The 21,103-nt window shown below is 71.4% G+C and carries 18 protein-coding genes; 10 read left to right on the forward strand and 8 right to left on the reverse strand.

Features of this window, described 5'->3' with window-relative positions:
* Nucleotides 1–64 precede the first annotated feature (64 nt).
* From OOT46_RS11575 to OOT46_RS11595, 5 genes are all read left to right on the forward strand, one after another.
* Nucleotides 65–898, forward strand: a complete 834-nt coding sequence (locus tag OOT46_RS11575; protein WP_265403752.1) for a hypothetical protein — start codon at nt 65–67, stop codon at nt 896–898.
* A 67-nt stretch (nt 899–965) separates the two neighbouring features.
* On the forward strand, nt 966–1,463 hold the full coding sequence (locus OOT46_RS11580) for a MaoC family dehydratase (RefSeq protein WP_265403753.1): 498 nt from the start codon (nt 966–968) through the stop codon (nt 1,461–1,463).
* Complete coding sequence (locus OOT46_RS11585; protein WP_265403754.1) at nt 1,460–2,371, forward strand: helix-turn-helix domain-containing protein; 912 nt, start codon at nt 1,460–1,462, stop codon at nt 2,369–2,371. The genes OOT46_RS11580 and OOT46_RS11585 overlap by 4 nt, the downstream gene beginning before the upstream one ends.
* A gap of 42 nt (nt 2,372–2,413) precedes the next feature.
* Nucleotides 2,414–3,217, forward strand: coding sequence for an HDOD domain-containing protein (locus tag OOT46_RS11590; protein ID WP_265403755.1), 804 nt, complete (start codon nt 2,414–2,416; stop codon nt 3,215–3,217).
* 122 nt (nt 3,218–3,339) lie between these two features.
* Entirely contained in the window at nt 3,340–4,308 is a 969-nt protein-coding gene (locus tag OOT46_RS11595) for a Bug family tripartite tricarboxylate transporter substrate binding protein (RefSeq protein ID WP_265403756.1), read from the forward strand.
* A gap of 42 nt (nt 4,309–4,350) precedes the next feature.
* On the opposite strand, the gene OOT46_RS11600 is transcribed toward OOT46_RS11595, so the two are convergent.
* The gene (locus tag OOT46_RS11600) at nt 4,351–5,346 is read right to left on the reverse strand and encodes a Bug family tripartite tricarboxylate transporter substrate binding protein (RefSeq protein WP_265403757.1); all 996 of its coding nucleotides are present in this window, start codon (nt 5,344–5,346) and stop codon (nt 4,351–4,353) included.
* Nucleotides 5,347–5,600: 254 nt separating this feature from the next.
* On the opposite strand from OOT46_RS11600, the gene atzF reads away from it, so the two are divergent.
* The 3 genes from atzF (at nt 5,601) to OOT46_RS11615 (ending at nt 9,631) form a co-directional block, all read left to right on the forward strand.
* Nucleotides 5,601–7,412: an allophanate hydrolase gene (gene atzF, locus OOT46_RS11605; RefSeq protein WP_265403758.1), complete on the forward strand. Its 1,812-nt coding sequence runs from the start codon at nt 5,601–5,603 to the stop codon at nt 7,410–7,412.
* Between the two features lie 84 nt (nt 7,413–7,496).
* Nucleotides 7,497–8,918, forward strand: coding sequence for a YbaY family lipoprotein (locus OOT46_RS11610; protein WP_265403759.1), 1,422 nt, complete (start codon nt 7,497–7,499; stop codon nt 8,916–8,918).
* Nucleotides 8,919–8,986: 68 nt separating this feature from the next.
* Nucleotides 8,987–9,631, forward strand: coding sequence for a GNAT family N-acetyltransferase (locus OOT46_RS11615; RefSeq protein ID WP_265403760.1), 645 nt, complete (start codon nt 8,987–8,989; stop codon nt 9,629–9,631).
* On the opposite strand, the gene OOT46_RS11620 is transcribed toward OOT46_RS11615, so the two are convergent.
* Nucleotides 9,601–10,710 carry an alkene reductase gene (locus OOT46_RS11620; RefSeq protein ID WP_265403761.1) on the reverse strand — a complete coding sequence of 370 codons (1,110 nt, stop codon included), beginning with the start codon at nt 10,708–10,710 and terminating at the stop codon, nt 9,601–9,603. The genes OOT46_RS11615 and OOT46_RS11620 overlap by 31 nt on opposite strands.
* 302 nt (nt 10,711–11,012) lie before the next feature.
* Here OOT46_RS11620 and OOT46_RS11625 point away from each other — a divergent pair, with 302 nt between their 5' ends.
* Nucleotides 11,013–14,234, forward strand: coding sequence for a PAS domain S-box protein (locus tag OOT46_RS11625; RefSeq protein WP_265403762.1), 3,222 nt, complete (start codon nt 11,013–11,015; stop codon nt 14,232–14,234).
* Nucleotides 14,235–14,435: 201 nt separating this feature from the next.
* Here OOT46_RS11625 and OOT46_RS11630 read toward each other — a convergent pair whose 3' ends face one another.
* The 3 genes from OOT46_RS11630 to OOT46_RS11640 form a co-directional block, all read right to left on the reverse strand.
* Nucleotides 14,436–15,704 carry a solute carrier family 23 protein gene (locus OOT46_RS11630; RefSeq protein ID WP_265403763.1) on the reverse strand — a complete coding sequence of 423 codons (1,269 nt, stop codon included), beginning with the start codon at nt 15,702–15,704 and terminating at the stop codon, nt 14,436–14,438.
* Nucleotides 15,705–16,138: 434 nt separating this feature from the next.
* Nucleotides 16,139–16,339 carry a hypothetical protein gene (locus OOT46_RS11635; protein ID WP_265403764.1) on the reverse strand — a complete coding sequence of 67 codons (201 nt, stop codon included), beginning with the start codon at nt 16,337–16,339 and terminating at the stop codon, nt 16,139–16,141.
* Between the two features lie 64 nt (nt 16,340–16,403).
* Complete coding sequence (locus tag OOT46_RS11640; protein ID WP_265403765.1) at nt 16,404–16,670, reverse strand: hypothetical protein; 267 nt, start codon at nt 16,668–16,670, stop codon at nt 16,404–16,406.
* A 290-nt stretch (nt 16,671–16,960) separates the two neighbouring features.
* On the opposite strand from OOT46_RS11640, the gene OOT46_RS11645 reads away from it, so the two are divergent.
* Nucleotides 16,961–17,464 carry a DUF456 domain-containing protein gene (locus OOT46_RS11645; protein WP_265403766.1) on the forward strand — a complete coding sequence of 168 codons (504 nt, stop codon included), beginning with the start codon at nt 16,961–16,963 and terminating at the stop codon, nt 17,462–17,464.
* 193 nt (nt 17,465–17,657) lie between these two features.
* Here the strand turns inward: OOT46_RS11645 and OOT46_RS11650 are convergent, their stop codons facing one another.
* From OOT46_RS11650 to OOT46_RS11660, 3 genes are read right to left on the reverse strand one after another with little or no spacing between them, the layout of a single operon-like run.
* Nucleotides 17,658–18,284 (reverse strand): TetR/AcrR family transcriptional regulator, encoded by a 627-nt coding sequence (locus OOT46_RS11650; protein WP_265403767.1) that lies wholly within the window; start codon nt 18,282–18,284, stop codon nt 17,658–17,660.
* Between the two features lie 59 nt (nt 18,285–18,343).
* On the reverse strand, nt 18,344–20,086 hold the full coding sequence (locus OOT46_RS11655; RefSeq protein ID WP_265403768.1) for an ABC transporter ATP-binding protein: 1,743 nt from the start codon (nt 20,084–20,086) through the stop codon (nt 18,344–18,346).
* Nucleotides 20,083–21,093 carry an ABC transporter permease gene (locus tag OOT46_RS11660; RefSeq protein ID WP_265403769.1) on the reverse strand — a complete coding sequence of 337 codons (1,011 nt, stop codon included), beginning with the start codon at nt 21,091–21,093 and terminating at the stop codon, nt 20,083–20,085. Before OOT46_RS11660 ends, OOT46_RS11655 begins: the two co-directional genes overlap by 4 nt.
* Nucleotides 21,094–21,103: the final 10 nt, after the last annotated feature.

The raw sequence follows: 21,103 nt of genomic DNA on the forward strand, positions 1-21,103 counted from the left end.
CGCCTGTGCGCGCCCGCCCTGCCAGCCCCCTGCCTGTTGTCTGCTGTTCCACCGTGCGCGATCCATGGCCGACGCCCCGATTCCTCCCCTCGCCGCCCCCGTGCTGACCCGGCTGCACTATCGCCGCCTGCGCGAGATCTACCGCTCCGCCGGCTGGCCCTGCTTGGATGCCGTCGAGGTCGAGCTGCTCGCGGCCGGCCTGCTGGAGCGCATGCCGGCCCCGGGCGGGCGCGAATGGCTGCGACTCACGCAGGCGGGGCTGGAAGTGCTGGCCCGGGCCCTGCAAGGCAATCGCGCCGCCTACGACGCCCACGAAGCGCTGGTCGAGCGGGTCGCGCAGCAGCTGGCGCGTGACGGGCGGCTGGCGTGGCGGGGCCTGGCGCTGCGCGCACGGGTCGAGAGCGATGCAGTCGATCTGGCGCCGCCGGAGCCGCTGCCGCTGATGCCCGGGCTGGAAGCGCCGCCTTGCGACGCCGCCGCGCCGGGTCGCTGGTGCATCGCGCGGCCCGACGTCTACTCGGTCCGCCACACCAGCGTCGAGGCCTACCTCGAGCCCGTCGTGCACGAGATCAAGGTGCGGCGCTCGGACCTGCTGGCCGACCTGCGCCGGCCCGCCAAGCGCGCCGCCTACCTGTCGCTGTGCCGGGAGTGCTACTACGTGATCGCCGCCGGCATTGCGCAGCCGGAGGAGATCCCGCCGGAATGCGGCGTCCTGGTCGCGCACGGCGAGCGCTTCGAAGGGCCGCTGGAATTGCTGCGTGCCGCGCCGAAGCGCCCGGCCTTTCCCGACGGCCGCCTGCCCTTCGGCATCTGGATGGCGCTGGCGCGCGCCACCCCGGTCGAGCCGGACCGGCTCGGCGAGCAGCAACAACGCCTGGGGGACGGCGCGGCTGCCTGATTCGGCGCCCTGCAAGGCGGCAGTGCCCGCTATACCATTCGGCCCTTCTTCATCCCACCCGCCTGCCATGACCGCAGCCCCCACTCCCACCTACTACTGGGAAGACTTTGCCGCCGGTTCCGTCCGCGAGTTCGGCGGCACCCTCGTGAACAAGGACGACGTGATCCGGTTCGCGAGCGAGTTCGATCCCCAGCCCTTCCACCTCGACGAAGACGCGGCGCGTGCCTCGCTGTTCGGCGGCCTGGCCGCCAGCGGCTGGCACACCTGCGCGATGGTGATGCGCATGATGTGCGACGCCTACCTGCTCGACTCCGCTTCGCTGGGCTCGCCGGGGCTGGAGAAGCTGCAGTGGCTCAAGCCGGTCTACCCCGGTGACGTGCTGCGCGTGCGCATGACCATCCTCGAAAGCCGCCCGATGAACAGCAAGCCGCATGTGGGCCTGATCCGCAGCCAGTGGGAGGCGATCGCCAGGCGCCGCGACGGCCGCGAGGACGTGGTGCTGCAGATGGAGGGCTGGGGCATGTTCCGGCGCCGCAACCCCGGTGAAGCGGGCCCGGCAGCGTGAGTGAGACCTTGATCGCCGACGTGTCGGCGTCGGCTGCGGCCTTCGGCGCGCGCCTCAAGGCGCTGCGCCAGGCGCGCCGGCTGAGCCAGCAGGCGCTGGCCGCCCGGGCCGGCGTTGCGGCCCGCCAGCTCAGCCTGTTCGAGACCGGGCGCGCCCGGCCCGAGGCCGCGGTGCTGCGCGCGCTGCTCGATGTCCTGGACGTGCCGCTGGCGCAGCGCAACGAGCTGCTGGTGCAGGCCGGCCACGAGGCCCACTACCCCAACACGCCGCTCGAAGGCCACAACATGCAGACGCTGCGCGAGGCGCTGCTCTACCTGTTGACGGCCCACGAGCCGCGCCCGGCCATGGTGCTGGACTCGGCCTGGAACGTGCTCCTGTTCAACCGCGGCATGTCGGCGCTGCTGCGCCGCCTCAGCGGCAGCGACGCACTGGTCGAGCAGTACGACTCGGGCGGCGAGCTCAACCTGCTCGATGTCACGCTGGCCGCCGACGGCCTTTACCAGCGCCTCATCAACCGTGACGAGGTGCTGGCCGGGCTGCACCAGCGTCTCTCGCGTGAGCTGCCGCAGGAGCCGGCGCTGCAGCCCCGGCTGGAGGCCCTGGAAACCCTGCAGGCGCGCCTGCGCCGGCGCAAGCGGCGCGTCGCGGAACCCGAGGAGCCGCCTGAGCCGCCCGAGGCGGCGCCCGACGCGGCGGCGGCGGCGCCGCTGCTGCCCCTGCCCGGCGCGCCGGTGTTCGTGACCCGCTGGCGCTCGGCGCTGAGCCGCGAGCGGCTCAACTTTTTCGCATCCAGCGCGCGTTTCGTCGCGCCGCAGGACATCACGGCCGCGTCGCTGCACGTCGAGCAGCTGTATCCCGCCGACGAGCGCACCCGGGCCATCGTGGCCGCTTGGCTGGACGGGCGCTAACATGCTCCGACGCATCACCACCGGCCTTGCCGTTTTGCCGCCATGCCCGTCGATCCGACCCTGCGCTCGCTGAACATCGATCTCCCGGCCCAGCCCCAGGTGCTGGTGCAGCTTTCGCTGCTGCTGGCCGAGGAGGAGGTGGACTACCGGGCCCTGGCCAGCCTCATCGAGGGCGACATGGCGCTCGCGGCGGCGGTGCTGAAGGCGCTCAACTCGCCGATCTACGGCCTGCGCCAGCCGGTGCGCACGGTGCAGCAGGCGCTGCAGTACCTGGGCACCAGCGAGGTGGCCGCGATCACCTACGAGATGGGTCTGCGCTCGGTCTTCCCCGCCTCGCCCGAGCTCGACGCGCTGTGGTTCCGCGCCAACCGCCGCGGCATGCTGATGGCGCTGATGGCCCGGCGCCTCGGCATGCAGACCTTCGCGGCCCACTCCGCCGGCCTGTTCGAGGAGTGCGGCAAGGCGGTGATGTACAAACATGCGCCCGAGAAGTACGGCGCGATGATGAAAAACGCTCCCAGCGACGACCTGCTGGTGCTGCAGGAGATGCAGGCCTTCGGTGTCAGCCACGATGCCCTGGGCGCGGCGCTCTGCGACACCTGGACCCTGGCGCCGGCCGCGGTCACCTGTGTGCGCTACCACGTCGTGGTGCAGTCGGGCGGCGAGTGGCCCGACAAGCCCGGAGCGCGGCCGCTGTGCGCACTGTCCGCGGTGGCGCACTACCTGCTGCGTGCGCCCGAGGCCGTCGATGCTGCAGTGCGGGCCAGCGCGACCCTGGCCGAACTGGATGAAGCACGCTTTTTGGAGGCTGCACACGACGCTCATGCCGTGTTGCGTGCTGCGTAATGGAACAAATCGTGCGCTATTGACGCTAGAGCGACAAAAGCTCAGGTGAAATCCGGGTGTCGTCGGGCACGCCGGGCTGCGATCCTCGGTCCCAACTCGATCACTGGACAAGGTTCCATCTCATGCAACGTCGACAAATCCTCAAGGCGCTGGGCGCTTCCGCGGTTTCCCTGGGCGTGCCGGGCGCGGCCCGGGCGCAGGCCTTCCCGAGCCAGCCCATCAAGCTGATGATCGCCTTCCCCGCGGGCGGCCCCACCGACATCACGATGCGCGTGCTGGCCGAGAACGTTGGCAAGATCCTCGGTCAGACCGTCGTTGTCGAGAACCGCCCTGGCGGCGGCGGCACCCTGCCGGCGACGGCGCTGCAGACTGCGCAGCCCGACGGCTACACGCTGGCGCAGATCCCGCTCGGCGTGTTCCGCCTGCCGTACACGACCAAGATCACCTGGGATCCGGTCAAGGACATCACCTACCTGCTCTGCATCACCGGCTACTCCTTCGGCGTCGTGGTGCCGGCCAACTCGCCGCTGCAGAGCTGGACCCACTTCGTCGCCTGGGCCAAGGCCAACCCGGGGCGCCTGACCTACGGCTCCACCGGCATGCTGACCAGCCCCCACCTGACGATGGAGGACATCGCGCGCAAGGCCGGCATCCAGCTCAACCACGTGCCCTACCGCGGCAGCTCGCACCTGATGCAGGCCATCCTCAGCGGCGAGATCATGTCGGCGGCCGATTCCACCGGCTTCGCTCCCCACGTCGCCGCCGGCAAGCTCAAGGTGCTCAACACCTGGGGCGCCCAGCGCCTGCCGACCTTCCCGGACGCGCCCACGCTCAAGGAGCTGGGCTACAACATCGTGCAGGCCTCGCCTTATGGCCTGGGCGCGCCCAAGGGCATGGACCCCAAGCTGGTCAAGACCCTGCACGACGCCTTCAAGAAGGGCATGGAGATGCCCAACCACAAGGAAGCGCTGGCCAAGTACGACCAGGAGCTGATGTACATGAGCTCCTCGCAGTACAGCAAGTTCGCCGCCGACACCTTCAAGAAGGAAAAGGCCCTGATCGAGTCGCTGGGCCTGGCGAAGGCGAGCTGAGCGCAGCGCTCCCCGGGCCTCCCGGGAGGGCGGCCCTGCAGGTCAATCGACCTTGGCTCCCGAGGCCTTCACGACCTCGGCCCATTTGCGCGTCTCGCTCGCGATCAGCTTCGCGAAGTCCGCGGGCGGCATGCCGCTCGGCACCGCCCCCTGCGACAGCAGGCGCTCCTTGAGGGCCGCAGCGCCGAGCGCCCGCGCGGTCTCCTGCTGCAGGCGCTCGACCACCGCGGCCGGCGTGCCGGCCGGCGCCAGCAGGCCGAACCAGGAGGTCGCCTCGTAGCCCTTCACCGGTCCCGCTTCGGCGATCGTCGGCAGGTCCGGCAGCGCTTCCGAGCGCTGTGCGCTCGTGACGGCCAGCGCCTTCAGCTTGCCGGCCCTGATGTGCGGCATCGCTGACGGCAGGTTGTCGAACATCAAGTCCACGTTGCCGCCGATCAGGTCCATCAGCGCCGGGCCCGAGCCGCGGTAGGGGAAGTGCACCATGTAGCTGCCGGTCTGGCTCTTGAACAGCTCGCCGGCCAGGTGGATGGAGGTGCCGTTGCCGCTGGAGGCCATGTTGAGCTTGCCGGGGTTGGCGCGCGCATAGCGGATCAGGTCCGACACGCCGCGGATGCCCAAGGCCTGCGCCTTGGCCGGGTTGAACACCAGCACATTGGGCACGGCGGCCACCAGGGTGACCGGCGCGAAGTCTTTCACCGGCTCGTAGGGCAGCTTGGGATAGAGCGACTGGTTGATGCCGTGGGTGCCCACGGTGCCCATCAACAGCGTGTGGCCGTCGTTGGGCGCGCGAGCCACCTCCGCCGCGCCCAGATTGCCGCCGGCACCCGCCTTGTTCTCCACCACCACGGGCTGGCCCAGCGCCTTGCTGAGCTCGGGCGCGAGGGCGCGGGCCAGAATGTCGGTGGTACCACCCGGCGCGAAGGGCACGACGATACGCACCGGCCTGGACGGCCAGGCCGCCTGTGCCAGCGACCATCCGGGAGCGGCGGCGAGCGCCAGCGGCAGGGCCAGCAGGGCTCTTCTCGAAATCGACTGCATCGCAAGCATCTCCTTGTGAAATCCCAGTGTGGACACCCCGGCCCGCTGCCACCACCCGGGCTACCCCGGGCCGACGGCATGCCGGTGCGCAGAGCGCGCAGGCGTTTTGCCTGGCGGGCGGCAGCCAGCGCGAACCGGCCCTTCATGGTCCGGGATATGCATGGATCCCGGTGTCCGTGCGGAGCGGGACACGCCGCGCTGGTGCCTGCACCGTGCCAGCGCACCGGCCGCCGGGCGCCACACCGGAGTCGAGCATGATCCTTCTGCCGCGCACCATCGGCGAGCTGCTGGCCTCTTACCGCAGCGGGGCCTTGGCGCCTCGTGAGGTGATGGCGGTGCTGCGAGGCCGCTGCCCGGCCGGCGATCCGGCCTGGATCCTGCGGTGCGACGAGGTGACGATGGAGGCGCAGCTGAGCGCGCTGGATCCCATCGACCCGCGTGCCCTGCCGCTGTACGGCGTGCCCTTCGTGGTGGACGACAGCTTCGATGTGCAAGGACTGCCGACGACCGCCGGCTGCCCGGCGGCCAGCCGCATCGCGGCGCGCAGCGCCGCGGTCGTGCATCCGCTGGTCCGCGCCGGCGCGGTGCTGCTGGGCAAGACCAATCTCGACCAGTTTGCCGCCGGTGCCACCGGCACCCGGAGTCCGCACGGCGCCGTCCCGAACAGCTTCGATCCCGAGCGCGTGTGCGGCGGCGCAAGCGCCGGCTCGGCCTCGGTGGTCACGCGCGGGCTGGCGGCTTTCGCACTGGGGGCCGATCCGGCCGGCGGAGGCGGCGTGCCGGCCGGCTTCAACAACATCGTCAGCTTCAAGCCCACCCCTGGGCGCCTCAGCACGCGCGGGCTGGTGCCCTCGTGCCGCAGCCTGGACGGCATCTCGGTGTTCGCGCTCAGCGTGCGCGACACCACCCGCGTTCTCAAGGTCATCGAAGGCAACGAGGGCGAGGCGGTGGCCCCGGCCAGCCCGCCCGGCCTGGGACGCCTGCCGCAGCCGGTGCGTGTCGGGGTGCCGCGCCGGCTGGCGGACCCGGTCGACACCGTGTATGCCGCCGCCTTCGAGCGGGCCCTGGAAGACCTGCGCGACCTCGGCGCGCTGGTCAAGCAGGTGGACCTGCAGCCGCACTACGAGACGGCGCAGCTGCTGCTCGACGGCCCCTGGCTGGCAGAGCGCTACGCGGCCCTGCAAGCGCTGGTCGAGCGCGAGCCGGAGGCGCTCGACCCGGCGGTGCGCCAGCTGGTCGAGGCGGCGCGCCGTTTCGACGCGGCGGCGGTGTTTCGCGCCCAGTACCGGCGTAGTGAGCTGGCGCAGCGTGCCCAGGCCGTGTGGCAGGAGGTCGACGTGCTGATGCTGCCGAGTGCGTCCACCCTGCCGACGCTGGCCGCGGCACAGGCCGCGCCGCTCGCGGTCGAGCGCGAGCTGGGCCGCTATTGCGGTTTTGCCAACCTGCTGGGCATGGCGGTGCTGTCGGTGCCGGCGGGCTTCACGATGGCCGGCCTGCCCTATGGCGTCAGCTTTGTCGGCCCCGGCGGCTCCGACGCCTTGCTGGCCCAGCTGGGGGCCCGCTGGCAGGCCTCGCTCGGGCTGCCGCTGGGCTTCGCCCAGGGGCGTGCCGAGCTGTCCGAGCTGTGCCTGGGGGAGTCGCTGGAGGCGGAGCCGGTACTGGCGCTCGCCGTGGCCGGCGCCCACCTCGCGGGCATGCCGCTGCACCACCAGCTCGCGGAGCGGCGCTGCCGCCTGCTGCTGCAGACCCGCACCGCGCCGCGCTACCGGCTCTATGCGCTGGGCGACGGCCCGGCGGTCGGTCCCGGGCTGACGCGCGTCGCCGACGGGGCACCGATCGAGGTCGAGGTCTACGAGATGCCCCTGCGCGAGGTCGGCGCCTTCCTGGCCGGCATCGTGCCGCCGCTGGGCCTGGGCTCGGTGGAGCTGGAGGACGGCCGCACCGTGCATGCGGTGGTGTGCGAGGCCTGGGCCGTGGACGGCGCCGAGGACATCACCGCCTGGGGCGGCTGGCGCGCCTATCTCTGGCAGAGCCGGGGGGCGCCGCGGCGCCAGCTGTCCTGGTAAAGCGGCCGTCCCGGCCGGCCGTGTCTTGCGGTGGCGCGGAATTTGCCGGAAAGTGCGCGCCTCGCCCTTCTGCCGGAGCCCTTGTTGAGACACCTCCCGAGATGGTCCGTCTGTCTGCTCGCCGCGTGCGCGCTGGCCGGCCGCGCGCACGCGGCGAGCGATCCGCAGCTGCCGTCCTGGCGCATGGCCTGGCGCTGCGCGGACGGCTCGCGCCTGGTCGCGAGCTTCGACCATGCCGGCACACCCTCACGCGCCTGGCTGGGCCGCGACGACCGGGTGTTCGAGCTGCCCGCAGCGGCCGGGGTGAGCGATCCGGCGGAGGGCGCGAGCTATGGGGACGCCCGGCTGCGCCTGCGCACCCGCGGGGCATCGGCCTGGCTGGAGCAGGAGGGCGCAGCGACGCTGGCCTGCCAGGGCGAGGGCGTGCCACAGCGCCTGGTGATCGACCGTCCCACCCGGCTGCGCCTGGCGCTGCCCGCCAGCTGGCTGCCCGCGCGCTATGCCGTGCATGCCCTGCGCGGCGAGGACGCCGGCTTGCTCTACAGCGGCGCCGAACTGATCCATGTCGTGGAATACCAGCCGCAGTCGAGCGAGCTGCGCAGCCAGCCGCTGCTGCTGCTGGCCGTGCTGCCGCGCGCGGCAGCGTCGACCGGCCCACGGCCGGCGGCCCAGGTGCTGGCCAGCACCGCCACGCACGTCTATCTCGGCGCGGTGCCCGAAGGGCGCCCTTATCCGGAGGGTTCGACCGATGCCCAGACGCTGGAGGTGATGCGGGCCGCGCTGGCGCAGCCGCCGCAGCGTCTGCAGCAGCTGTTCTCGCTGCTGGGCGAGTCGGAGGGCGGGCCGTTGACCCGCTTGCCGGTGGCGCTGGCGGCCCGCCAGCGGCCGGCGCTGCGCCCCGGCGACGAGCTGGCGCTGCAGCTGCTGGAGCCGGCCCGCGCGGGAACCCCCGCGCAAGTGGTGGCGCGACGCCGGACCGCCTTGCCGGGACGCGCGCTGCCCCGCCTCGTGCTGAGCTACGAAAGCGACCGCATCGATGCGCGGCTGAACTACACCGTGGTGGCACGGCTGACGCGCCAGGGACGTCTGCTCTATGCCGCCGAGGCCCGCACCCCGGGCAGCGCCCTGCGTCGGGCCGCGCCCTTGCGACTGGCGCTGGCGCCCGCACGAGGGGACGGCGCCCCGGTCGAGGCGGGCCTGAGCTGTGGTGGGGACTGGCCGCGCTGGTCGCTGCGCCTCGGCGATGCCGCCGGTGAAGCTCGCCTGCCGGGGCGCCCGGCCCAGGCCCTGCAGGGGCAGTGGCGGCGTGCCGGCGCGGCCCGGCCACCGGTCTCGGTGTGGCGCCAGGCTGCGGGGCGCAGCGTGGCGCCGCTGGTGGCGGTGGTGACCGAGGCGACCTGCCGCGACGCCGGCGAGGACCTGGCCGCCTTCCCCGGCCTGCCGTTCACGCACTCGGCGGTGGTGTCGCTGCCCGATGGGCAGGTGTTGCAAGGCTGCTGCCGCTGAAACGGCGGTGCCCGTCCTAAGATCGGGGCCCGGCCCTCGCTGGCGCCTCGACATCTCGCTTTGCGACCATGAGCACTGTCATCCGCCCCTATCGCCCCGAGAACTCTGAAGAGCTGGACGCGCTGTACGCGATCTGCCTGCGCACCGGCGACCACGGCGCCGATGCGAGCGCGCGCTATGCCGATCCGCGCCTGCTCGGCGAGGTGTATGCCGGTCCCTACGCAGCGCTGGAACCCGAGCTGGTGTTCGTCGCCGAGGACGGCGAGGGCGTGTGCGGTTATGTGCTGGGCACGGGGGACAGCGAGGCCTTCGCGGCGCGCTGCGAGCGCCTGTGGTGGCCGCCGCTGCGGCGCCGCTACCCGCTGCCCGACCCCGAGGACGACAGCGACAGCGCCCACGTGGTGCGCCGCATTCACGCCGGTGCCCCGCTGGAGCTGCCCTTCCTCGGCAGCCACCCGGCCCACCTCCACATCGACCTGTTGCCGCGCGGCCAGGGCCACGGGCTGGGCCGTCGGCTGATGGAGCGTTTTGTCGCCGCGCTGCGCGAGCGCGGCGTGCCGGGCCTGCATCTCGGCGTGTCGGCGCTCAATCCGCGCGCCATCGCCTTCTACCGTCGTTTCGGTTTCGAGACGCTGCAGGCCCACCCCTGGGGCGAGTGGATGGGCCTGAGGCTGACGCCGCCTCAGCCGGCGGCCGTTTCCAGCGCCGGGTAGTCGGTGTAGCCCTCGGCGCCGCCGCCGTAGAGCGTCTTGGCGTCGAGCACGTTCAGCGGCGCGTCCTCGCGCAGGCGCCGCCCCAGGTCCGGGTTGCTGATGAAGGGCCGGCCGATCGCGACCAGGTCGGCGCCGCCCTGTGCCACCGCGTCCAGCGCCATCTGGCGGTCGTAGCCGTTGTTGACCATCCACGCGCCCTTGAAGCGCTGGCGCAGCTGCTCGTAGTCGAAGCGCACGCCCTGGTCGCCGAGGTCGCGCGGGCCGCCGGTCTGGCCTTCGATGACATGCAGGTACATCAGCTTCAGGGGCGCGAGCTGCTCCACCACGTGGTTGAACAGGGGCTGGGGATTGCTGTCGTGGGCGTCGTTGGACGGCGTCACCGGCGACAGCCGCAGCCCGGTGCGGCCGCTGCCGATCTCCGCGGTCACGGCACGCATCACCTCCAGCAGCAGTCGCGCGCGGTTCTCGATGCTGCCGCCATAGGCGTCGGTGCGATGGTTGCTGCCGTCGCGCAGGAACTGGTCCAGCAGGTAGCCGTTGGCGCCGTGCACCTCGACGCCGTCGAAACCCGCCTGCAGCGCCAGGCGCGCCGCGCGCCGGTAGTCCTCGACGATGCCCGGCAGTTCCTCGAGGGCCAGCGCGCGCGGTGCGGACACCGGCTCGAAGCCCTGGCGCGTGAAGGTCTTGGTCTTGGCCGGGATGGCCGAAGGCGCCACCGGAGCCTGCCCGCCCGGCAGCAGCGAGACGTGTGAGATGCGTCCCACATGCCACAGCTGCACGATGATCTTGCCGCCCTCGGCATGCACCGCATCGGTCACCTTCTTCCAGGCCGCGACCTGCTCCGGGCTGTGGATCCCGGGGGTGTCGAGGTAACCCTGGCCCATCGGCGAGATCTGCGTGGCCTCGGTGATGATGAGGCCGGCGCCATCGGCGGGGTTGGCGCGCTGGCGGTAGTACTCCACCGTGAGTTCGGTGGGGGTCTGGCCGGCGCCGGCGCGATTGCGCGTCAGCGGCGCCATCACGAGGCGGGTCGCGAGCTCGATGTCGCCGACGCGGATGGGGTCGAACAAGGCAGGCATGACAGGTCCTGAGAAGTGAGGTGTGAGGGCTTGGCGCCGGTCGCCGAAACGGGACTTCCCGGGCCGTGAGCCCGGTCGCCTGGCAGCAATGCTAGGCAGGCCGGTGTTCCCGCGCCGGGCGGCCGCACAACAGCCCGATGCTGCATCAGGCCGCCGCGCGCGGCGCTGCAGCTCGCGCACGAGTGTGCTATCTGCACGGTGGTCCTAGGGTTTGACGCGGGCCCCGCAAGCCGGCCGTCTCCCTAGAATCGCCGCTTGTCCTGCAGCAGGAAGGCCGTCCGGCGGCCTTTCCTCCCCGCCCCGTGAGCAGCCAGCGCCGTTTTGAATCGCTGCCCTCTTCCGCCGTCGACGCGGATGTGGCGCGCTATTTTTTTGCCACCGGCTGCCTGCTCTGCCTGTTCGCGACCGCCATCGTGGCCGCGCTCTACGACGGCATGGCGGCGCCGCAGCGGCTGGCCGTGATGGCCGCCGGACTGGTTGCGACCGCGGTGTTCGGCACCGGCCTGCTGGCGCGCGGCGCCCGTCCGACCTGGCGCATGGCCGCCTCGCTGCTGGCGATCATGGGCGTGCTGGTGACCGCCGCGGTCGCCACCGGGCAGGGTGTGCACACACCTTCGCTGGGCATGATGAGCCTGCTGGTGGTGCTGGCCGGGCTGATGCTGGGCGTGCGCGTCGCCGCGGGGCTGACCCTGGTGGGGCTGGTCGTCATCGGCGTGCTGGCCCAGTTGGAGCGCAGCGGGGTGCTGCCGGGGGTCGGCTCGGCGGTGGCCCAGTCCTGGCGCAACCGGGTCATCACCCAGAGCCTGGTGCTCGGCTGCGGGCTGGGATTCGCCTGGGCGCTGGAGGTCGTCGCGCGCCGTGCCCTGCGTCAGGCCGGCGCACAGCAGGTCCGCTTCCGGGCCCTGCTCGGGCTGGCTGCCGACTGGTACTGGGAGCAGGACGAGGCGTTCCGCTTCACCTACCTCTCCGACTCCTTCGCCCGGCTCGACGGGCTGTCGGCCCTGTCCTTCCTGGGCAGGCGCTGCTGGGAAATCGGCGGTGTCGCCCCGGGCGACGAGCTGATGTGGGCGCCGCACCGGGCCGAGCTGCAGGCACACCGGCCGTTCCGCGGGCTGGTCGTCAGCGCGCGCGGCGGCGGGGGCCGGCTGTTGTGGCTGTCGCTCAGCGGCGAGCCGGTGTTCGACGACCGCGGCGGCTTCCGCGGCTATTGGGGTGTGGGCCACGACATCACCGCCCAGCGCGAGGCCCAGCGCGCGCTGGTAGCCAGCGAAAGCCGCTACCGCAACCTGTTCGCGCGCTCGCCGTCGGCCCTGATCATCCACCGCCACGGCCGCATCGTCACGGCCAACGAGGCGGCCGCGCGGTTGTTCGGCTTCGCGGGCCCGGCCGCGATGCAGGATCTGGAGCTGTTCGCGCTCTACGACGAGCCGTCGCGCGAACTCGGCCGGCTGCGCCTGCAGGAGCTCGCCGCGCTGCCGCCCGGCAAGAACCTGCCGCTGGCGGACCACGTCATCGTGCGCCCCGACGGCCGCAAGGTCGCGGTGGCGGCGACGGCCTCGCGGGTGGACGGGCCGGACGGCCCCGCCGTCGAATCGATCTTCCTCGACACCACCGAGAAGCGCGAGGCCGAGACCGCGCTGCTGCGCTCGGAGGCGATGCTGTCCAGCCTGTTCTCCTCCAGTCCGGACGTCATCACCGTGACCGACCCGGAAACCGGCCGCTACGTGATGGTCAACCCCGGCTTCACGCGGGCCACCGGCTATAGCGCCGAGGAGGCGGTCGGCCGCACCGTGCTCGAGCTGGGCCTGCTGCGCACCCAGCTGCAGCGCGACCGTTTCCTGGCCGAGATACGCAGCAAGGGCACGGTGCGCGACATGCTGATCCCGTATGCGGACCGTCATGGCGACCCGGTCTGGATGCAGATATCGGGCGCGATGTTCGAAGTCGAGGGCGCGCGCTACCTGCTGGTGCTGGCGCGCGACGTCACCGAGCGCGAGCGCTCGCGAGCCGAGTACAAGGCCATCCTCGACAACGCCTCGGTGGGCATCGCGCTGGTGCAGCGCGGCTGCTTCCACCAGGCCAACCGGCGCTTCGAGGAGATGCTGGGCTGGCTGCCCGGCAGCCTGGTGGGACACCGCGTGCGCGAGATCTGGCCCTCCGACGAGGAGTTCGAGAAGGTCTCGGCGCGCACCCGGGCGGTGCTGGAGCGCGGCGAGCAGGCCGATTTCGAGTGGGAGATGTTCCGCCGCGACGGCTCGCGTTTCTGGGCCCGCAGCCGGGCCCGCCTGGTCGACGAGGGGGACAGCGGCCGCGGGCCGACGATCTGGATCGTCGAGGACATCACCGAGCAGCGCCGCGTCGCGAGCGACCTGGCGGCCGCCAAGGAACAGGCCGAGGCGGCCAACCATGCCAAGAGCGCCTTCCTGGCCAACATGAGCCACGAGATCCGCACCCCGCTGCACGGCGTGCTCGGGCTGGCGCAGCTGGCCCTCGCGCCCGGCATCGAGGCGGCGCGCCGCGACGACTACCTGCGCCGTATCGTCGACAGCGCCCAGACACTGTCTGCCATCATTTCCGACATCCTCGACCTGTCGAAGATCGAAGCCGGCCGGGTGCACCTCGAGACCATCGCCTTCGACCTGCCGGCGCTGCTGCGCACCTTGCACAGCTCCTATGTCGAGCTGGCCCAGCAGCGCGGCCTGGCGCTGGAGCTGGAGATCGCCGCCGATCTGCCGTCCTACGTGATGGGCGACCCGGTGCGGGTGCAGCAGATCGTCGGCAACTTCACCGCCAACGCGCTCAAGTTCACCGCCGAAGGGCAGGTGGCGATCGAGGCCAGGCGCAGTCCGTCGGGCGCGGTGCTGCTGGCGGTGCGCGACAGCGGCCCGGGCATCGCAGCGCAGGTGCAGGAGCGCCTGTTCGAGCCCTTCACCCAGGCCGACGAGTCGATCTCGCGGCGCTTCGGCGGGACCGGGCTGGGCTTGTCGATCTGCCGCCAGCTGGCGCAGCTGATGGGGGGCGGCGTCGGGGTGGACAGCCGGCCGGGCGCCGGCAGCTGCTTCTGGGCCGAGCTGCCGCTGCCGGCCGCCGACCCGGCCGATGCCGTCGTCGCGACGCCCGCGCCCGTGCCCGGCAGCCTGCAGGGGGTGCGCGTGCTGGTGGTGGAGGACAACCCGGTCAACATGCTGATCGCCGTCGGCATGCTGGAGCAGTGGGGGGTGCAGGTGGAGCAGGCGCACAACGGCCAGGAGGCGCTCGAGCTGGTCGAGCGCCGTGGCGGCGCTTTCGACGCGGTGCTGATGGACGTGCACATGCCGGGCATGAGCGGCTACGAGGCCACCCAGGCGCTGCGGCGGCGCTGGGACGCGCGCCGCCTGCCCATCATCGCGCTGACCGCGGCCGCACTGGTCAGCGAGCAGGAGCGCACCCGGGCGGTCGGCATGAACGACTTCGTCGCCAAGCCCATCGACCTGGGCCGCTTGTACGCGACCTTGCAGCGCTGGGTGAGGCCGCGCGAGGATTGAACCTCCTCACTGCGGCCGCTGGCCGTACCCGGCCAGCGGGGTGCTTCATCTCCCCGGGCCGCCCCAAGCCAGGCCCGGTCCACGGCCTCGCAGAGCTCGGCCGCTTCGGCCCGTCCGTCAGTCCGCAGGGACTGACGGAGCCGCGGGCCTCAGCCCTCTCGGAGGGTCGCTGGGCGTACTCGCCCAGCGGGGTGCGAACACTCACCGACGCTTCAGCAGCGCGTACAGCGCGATGGCGCCGAAGGTGGCCGTGCCGATGCCGCCCAGCTTGAACTGGCCCAGCTGCAAGGTGAAGTCGCCGGTGCCCAGGATCAGCGTGACCGCGGCCACGATCAGGTTGGTGTTGTCCGAGAAGTCGACCCGGTTGTCGACCCAGATCTTCGCGCCGGCCACCGCGATCAGGCCGAACACCACGATCGAGACGCCGCCCATCACGGCCAGCGGCACGGTCTGGATCAGGGCGCCGAACTTGGGGCTGAAGCCGAGCAGCACGGCGATCAGCGCCGCCACGACAAACACCGCGGTCGAGTAGATCTTGGTCGCGGCCATCACGCCGATGTTCTCGGCATAGGTGGTGACGCCCGTGCCCCCCGCGGCGCCCGAGACCATGGTCGCGATACCGTCGCCGATGAAGGCGCGGCCCATGTAGCGGTCCAGGTCCTGGCCGGTCATCGCGCTGACCGCCTTGATGTGGCCCAGGTTCTCGGCGACCAGGATCACCGCGACCGGGGCGATCAACAGCATCGCCCGGGGGTCGAACGCCGGGCTTGCGAAGCCGGGCAGGCCGAACCAGGGGGCGGCGGCAACCTTCCCGAGGTCGATGGGCTGGCCGAGGCCCAGGCCGTTGGTCAGCACCGCATGGACCAGCGACGCGAGGATCAGGCCGACCAGGATCAGCAGGCGCTGCAGCATGCCGCGCGTGAACACGGCCACCGCACCGACACACAAGAAGGTGATGGCCTGCATCCAGGTGTCGAAGGAGGTCGGCGCCATGTTCTTGATCGGCACCGAGGCGAGGTTCAGGCCGATCACCGCCACCACGGCGCCGGTGACCACCGGGGGCATGTAAGCCTCGATCCAGCGCGTGCCGGTGGCACTGACCAGCAAGCCGACCACGGTGTAGAGCGCGCCGCAGGCGATGATGCCGCCGAGCGCCGTGCCGAGGTTGGGGTTGGGCCCCTGGCCCGCGTAGCCGCTGGCGGTGATGACGACGCCGATGAAGGCGAAACTGGAGCCGAGGTAGCTGGGCACGCGGCCGCCGACGACAAAAAAGAAGATCAGCGTGCCGATGCCGCTCATCAGGATGGCGACATTCGGATCGAAGCCCATCAGCAGCGGCGCCAGCACCGTGGCGCCGAACATCGCGATGACGTGCTGCACCCCCATCGCGATGGTCTGGGGCCAGGGCAGGCGTTCGTCGGGCGCGACGATACCCTCGGTTTTCTCGCGCCAGCGCGGGAACAAGCTCATGGAAGCTCCTCGTTGTAGGTCCGGGCCGCCCGATGGGCGGCGGCGGCAGTGTAGTGCCGCGGAGCAAGTTCGGCACCCAGGAAGGGCCGGAGGCGGCCGAGCCAGGCGGTGGAGGCGCGAAGGGGGCGTGGTGGACGGTGCCGTCGACGGGACGGCGCGCAGCTTCACGCAAAGGGAAGGGAAGTGGGCGTTCGCCGGCGGTTCGGCGGCGCGTATGGTGCCGAGATGGGGTCGGCGGCCGGGGTCCTCTCGCTCTCTCTCTAACCCCGGCCGCTACCCTCTTCTCCCTCGACGTCCCAGATGTTGCAAGCTCTGGGTATGGGCTCGGCATGCGCGGGCGCCTTTGCGGCGGCCCGCTGCAAATTCGTGTGGATGCTTCAGTGCATCTCGCGTGGTGTTGAACCTTGCTCCGACTTCAGATCCTGGCTCCGCGCTCAGCGCATCTTGAACGCCAGCGTGCGCTGAGCGGGCTCGCTGCGCGACTGCAGCACCTGGTACTGCCGCAGGCTGCCCGACACGGGGGCCGCGTCCGCGCCATGCTCGGATGCTGCGGCTGGACGCGCAGCTTCTCGCTGCGCGACGGCATGTTGGGCAAGCACGGTCGATGCGATGGCGGAGGCGGCAACGGGTCTCATGACGTGGTCTCGGGCTGGGCTGAGGGTGGCGTTCTCTGAGTTCGGTTGTCTGGGTCGGCTCAGGTCAGGGCTTGAACCACTGGCTGGGCGCGAAATCGGTACACAGGAAGGCCGGCGCCGCGCTGGGCTTGCGGCACAAGCGGGCCAGCGAAGGCCAGGGGCTGCGTCGGCCGGATTCCTCGTTGCAGGGCGTCAGCCTGATCAGCGACGACCAGCCACCCCGGCCCCGCATCGGCTGCGGGACGGCGGGCGCCTGGGCGCGGCTCCGGCGTGCCATTTCGCCTGCCAGCGACAGCGAGCCGAAACGCTTTTTGGATGCGGGTTGGGACATGGTGTAGGCCGTATGCCGTGACGATGCCTCAAACAGCGCATCTTCCATGCCACCTCCGATCTGGTAACCGGATCGGCCGTATTTCCTTGTTTTCATTGAAAGAGGACTTACAACCCCAGGCATTTCGTTACACCAGTGGCGGGATTCGTCAGCGCGGCATCAGGAAGGCGGGCATCTTCTGTCAAGTCGCGGCGGTCCCGCGGGGCCAGCAGCCGACAAGCGGCGGCAGGTGCGGCCTGGAAAGTGCGGCGGGGCGCCCCATCTGTCTGCCATCCTGGAAGGAGCGCACGATGATGGAACTCGGCCAGCTGGCGACACCCACCCTGTGGTGGGTCTTGAGCGTGAGCCTGATGGCCCTGGGCGTGGCGGGCACGGTGCTGCCGGTGCTGCCCGGAACCCTGCTGGTGCTGGGCGGCATCGTGCTGGGCGCCTGGATCGATGGCTTCGAGCGCGTCTCGCTGCTCTCGGTCGGCGTGGTGGCCGCGCTCGCGCTGCTGGCCTGGCTGACCGATTTCGTCGCCGCCTTGCTGGGCGCCAAGCGTGTCGGGGCCAGTCCGCAGGCCATGGTGGGGGCGGCCCTCGGTACGGTGGCGGGCATCTTCACGGGTTTCGTCGGGCTGCTGTTCATGCCGCTGCTGGGCGCGATGGCGGGCGAATACCTGGCCCGCCGCGATAGCGTGCGCGCCGCTCACGTGGGCCTCGCCACCTGGGTGGGCCTGCTGTTCGGCACGCTCGTCAAGCTGGTGCTGAGCTTCGTGATGATCGGCATCTTCGTGCTGACCTGGTGGTTCTGAGTGCTGCGTGCTCAGCCGACGGCCAGGAAGTCGGCCACCTGCCGCACCACCTCCCGGTCCTTCGGCAGACGCCGGTGCCTCGGCCCCGGCCAGCAGCACCAGCAAGAGGTCTTTTCCACGACGACCTTCTTTTAGCACGATCGTGCGAAGCTGGTCGGCGAAACACGGCCGGGTGGCTGCGGGCGGTCCCGCCTCAGCCCTCTTCGCGGGCGTCCCGCGCCGGGCGGTAGGTACTGATGAGGCGCAGGTAGGAGGCCCAGGCGCGATCGGCGGCGCGCGGGTCGCGCAGAAAGCGCGCGTCGCGCATCAGCGCGATGAACAGCCCGTCCATCTCGAACACGAGTTGCTCGACGTCGGTGTCGGGGCGCAGATGCCCGGCGTCCACCGCCTGCAGCGCGGTGCGCCTGAGGGTGGCGCGCCAGCGGGTTACGCCGTCGAGCAGCAGGTCGCGCAGCGGGCCCTCGCGGTCGTCGAACTCGAAGGCCCCGGCACAATAGATGCACCCGGTGCGCATCTCCACTTCCCGGGCGCGCTGCAGCCACAGCCGCATGATGGCGTTCAGCCGCGGCAGGCCGCGCGGCTCGCGCATCGCCGGCACGAAGACGTCCTGCAGGAAACGCCTGTCGTATTCTTCGATCACCGCGCGCTGCAAGGCCTCGCGCGAGCCGACGCGTGAGAACACGCCACTCTTGGACATGCCCAGCCGCTTCGCCACCTCGCCTATCGTCAGGCTCTCCAGCCCGTCGTTGGCCGCCATCAGCAAGGCCGTGTCGAGGATGGCCGCGCGGGTGAGTTCACTGCGGCCGGTTTTTGCTTCCATGTGACCAATTTAGCACGAACGTGCGAAATTGCAAGGCAGGCGGGCTGCTGCCGCCTGCCTCAGACGACAGCGTGGGCGGGCAGACGCGGCACGGCCGCCAGCAGGCGTCGCGTGTACTCCTCCTTCGGAGCCGCCAGCAGTTCGGCCGCGCCGGCCTGCTCGACCACACGGCCATCCTTCATCACGAGCACGTCGTCGGCCATGAAACGCACCACCGCCAGATCGTGGCTGACGAAAAGGTAGGCCAGACCCAGCTCGTCCTGCAGGTCCTTGAGCAGGTTGAGGACCTGGGCCTGGACCGAGACGTCGAGGGCCGAGACTGCCTCGTCGAGCACCAGCACCTCGGGCTCCAGCGTCAGGCAGCGCGCGATCGCGATGCGTTGGCGCTGGCCCCCGGAAAATTCGTGCGGGTATTTGTCGAAGGCGCCGGCCGGCAGGCCGACCTTGTCCAGCAGCGAGCGCGCGCGTGCCTCGCGCTCGGCCGCCGAGCTGCCGACGGTGTGGATCTGCAGCGGCTCCAGCAGCGTCTGGCCCACCGTGAAGCGCGGGTTGAGCGAGGCGTAGGGGTTCTGGAACACGATCTGCAGGCGGCGGCGCATCGGCTGCCACTGGGCCTCGGTCAGGCGCAGCAGGTCGCGGGCGCCGTGTTCGTCGCGGCACAGCGCGCTGCCGGCCACCGGTCCGCTGGCGGGCTGGTGCAGCCGCAGCAAGGTCAGCGCCAGGGTGCTCTTGCCCGATCCCGACTCGCCGACGATGCCCAGGGTGTGGCCGCGCCTGAGCCGGAAGTCGACCCCCTGCACCGCCTTGAACTCGCGTCGGCCGAACACGCCGTGGCGCAGCCAGAAACTCTTGGCGAGCGCCGTCACTTCGAGCACGACCGGCGCCTCCGGGTCCTTGGCCGCGGCAGGCGCGGTGGCCCGGGGCTCGGGCCGGGCGGCACCCGGCACATCCTCGACCGTCATGAGCCGCACCGGCGGCGACTCCAGGCGCGGCCGGCAGCCCAGCAAGGCACGGGTGTAGGCGTCGCGGGGCGCCCCGAGAACCTGCCTTGCCGGCCCGTGTTCGCGCACCCTGCCGTGGCGCATCACGACCACCTCGTCGGCGATCTCGCCCACCACCCCCAGGTCGTGGCTGATGAACAGCATGCTCATGCGGTGCTGTTCCTTGAGCCGCGCCAGCAGCTCCAGGATCTGCCGCTGCACCGTCACGTCCAGCGCAGTGGTCGGCTCGTCGGCGATCAGCAGGCGCGGCTCGCAGGACAGCGCCATCGCAATCATCACGCGCTGCTGCTGGCCGCCCGAGAGCTGGTGCGGATAGGCCGACAGACGGCGGCGCGGCTCGTTCAGGCCTACCTCGGCGAGCAGGTGCTCCGCCTTGGCCCAGGCCTCGCGCCGGCCCAGGCCGAGGTGCAGGCGCAGCGGCTCGGCGATCTGCTGCCCGACCGTGAAGACCGGGTTGAGCGAGGTCATCGGCTCCTGGAACACGCAGGCGATCTGCCGGCCACGCAAGGCCCGCAGTTCGGCCGGGCCGGCCTGCAGCAGGTCGCGACCCTCGAACAGCACGCGCCCGCTGCGCTCGGCGTTGTCGGGCAGCAGCTTGAGCACCGACATCGCCGTGACGCTCTTGCCCGACCCCGACTCGCCCACCAGGGCGACCGTGGTGTTGTCGGGGATCTGCAGGCTCACGCCCTGCACCGCGGTCGTGCGTTGCACCTGGCCGCGCTCGCGGCCGGTGCGGAAGGACACCTGCAGGTCCTGGATGTCCAGGAGCAGCGGTGCTCCCGGCCTGTCTTGCCGGCTCATTCCAACCCCCTCAGCCTGGGATCGAGCGCATCGCGCAGCGCGTCGGTCATCAGCGAAAACGCGGTGACGAACACCGCCATGAACAGCGTCGCGGCGAACAGCTGCCACCAGTAGCCGAGGATCAGCTCGCTTTGTGCCTCGCCCAGCAGGATGCCCCAGGAGACCTGGTCCACCGGCACGCCGAGCCCGAGATAGGACAGGATCACCTCGGCCTTGATGAAGCCGACCACCAGGATGGACAGCTGCACCAGGATCACGTGGCTGACGTTGGGCAGGATGTGGCGGAACATGCGCGACAGCCGGCTTGCGCCTATCGCCTGGGCGGCGCGCACGTAGTCGCGCACCGCGTGCTTGATGAACTCGGCGCGCACCTGGCGGTAGACGCCGGTCCAGCCGGTCAGGCCGAGGATCATCACCACCGTCGTGACGCCACGGCCCAGCACCGCGGCGAAGGCGAAGATCAGCAGGATGCCGGGAATCGAGGTGAAGACGTTGTAGACCCACTCCAGCAGGTCGCCGGTACGCCCGCCGAAAAATCCCGCCAGCGCGCCGAGCAGCGTGCCGATCGCGGTGGCGACCAGCGCCGCCAGCACGCCGACCAGGATCGAGACCTGGGCCCCCTTGATCGCCTTGGTCAGGACGTCCCGGCCCAGCTTGTCGCCGCCCATCGGCAAGGTGGCCAGGCGGTCGGGCTCGCTGGTCTCCAGCCGCGCCGCGCGCTCGGCCCATTCCTTGTAACGCGGCGCGAGCGGGTCGATGTCCGACAGGTCGGCGACCGGCCCCGCCGGGGGGCGCTGCGCCGGCTGCACGGTCGGGGCCGCGTCGGTGCCCAGCCAGGTGGGCGGTGCATAGGGCACGCCGACCTCACGCTGCCAGTCCTTGGCCGCCAGGCCGAGCGCGGCCAGCACCACCAGGAGCAGGAAGGCCAGCACGACGGCCAGCGCGACCAGGCCCACGCGGTCCCGGCGGAAGCGCCGCCAGGCCAGCAACCACACGCCTTCACGCATCGCGACCGGC

The organism is Aquabacterium sp. A7-Y (assembly GCF_026153205.1).
Classification (GTDB): Bacteria; Pseudomonadota; Gammaproteobacteria; order Burkholderiales; family Burkholderiaceae_C; genus Caldimonas.

Excerpts from the sequence above, each read along its gene's own strand:
- OOT46_RS11635 (WP_265403764.1), bottom strand. The coding sequence starts at position 16,339 with ATGAGACCCGTTGCCGCCTCCGCCATCGCATCGACCGTGCTTGCCCAA.
- OOT46_RS11645 (WP_265403766.1), top strand. The coding sequence starts at position 16,961 with ATGATGGAACTCGGCCAGCTGGCGACACCCACCCTGTGGTGGGTCTTG.
- OOT46_RS11640 (WP_265403765.1), bottom strand. The coding sequence starts at position 16,670 with ATGTCCCAACCCGCATCCAAAAAGCGTTTCGGCTCGCTGTCGCTGGCA.
- OOT46_RS11580 (WP_265403753.1), top strand. The coding sequence starts at position 966 with ATGACCGCAGCCCCCACTCCCACCTACTACTGGGAAGACTTTGCCGCC.
- OOT46_RS11620 (WP_265403761.1), bottom strand. The coding sequence starts at position 10,710 with ATGCCTGCCTTGTTCGACCCCATCCGCGTCGGCGACATCGAGCTCGCG.
- OOT46_RS11650 (WP_265403767.1), bottom strand. The coding sequence starts at position 18,284 with ATGGAAGCAAAAACCGGCCGCAGTGAACTCACCCGCGCGGCCATCCTC.
- OOT46_RS11590 (WP_265403755.1), top strand. The coding sequence starts at position 2,414 with ATGCCCGTCGATCCGACCCTGCGCTCGCTGAACATCGATCTCCCGGCC.
- OOT46_RS11595 (WP_265403756.1), top strand. The coding sequence starts at position 3,340 with ATGCAACGTCGACAAATCCTCAAGGCGCTGGGCGCTTCCGCGGTTTCC.
- OOT46_RS11655 (WP_265403768.1), bottom strand. The coding sequence starts at position 20,086 with ATGAGCCGGCAAGACAGGCCGGGAGCACCGCTGCTCCTGGACATCCAG.
- OOT46_RS11575 (WP_265403752.1), top strand. The coding sequence starts at position 65 with ATGGCCGACGCCCCGATTCCTCCCCTCGCCGCCCCCGTGCTGACCCGG.
- OOT46_RS11660 (WP_265403769.1), bottom strand. The coding sequence starts at position 21,093 with ATGCGTGAAGGCGTGTGGTTGCTGGCCTGGCGGCGCTTCCGCCGGGAC.
- OOT46_RS11615 (WP_265403760.1), top strand. The coding sequence starts at position 8,987 with ATGAGCACTGTCATCCGCCCCTATCGCCCCGAGAACTCTGAAGAGCTG.
- OOT46_RS11600 (WP_265403757.1), bottom strand. The coding sequence starts at position 5,346 with ATGCAGTCGATTTCGAGAAGAGCCCTGCTGGCCCTGCCGCTGGCGCTC.
- OOT46_RS11630 (WP_265403763.1), bottom strand. The coding sequence starts at position 15,704 with ATGAGCTTGTTCCCGCGCTGGCGCGAGAAAACCGAGGGTATCGTCGCG.
- atzF (WP_265403758.1), top strand. The coding sequence starts at position 5,601 with ATGATCCTTCTGCCGCGCACCATCGGCGAGCTGCTGGCCTCTTACCGC.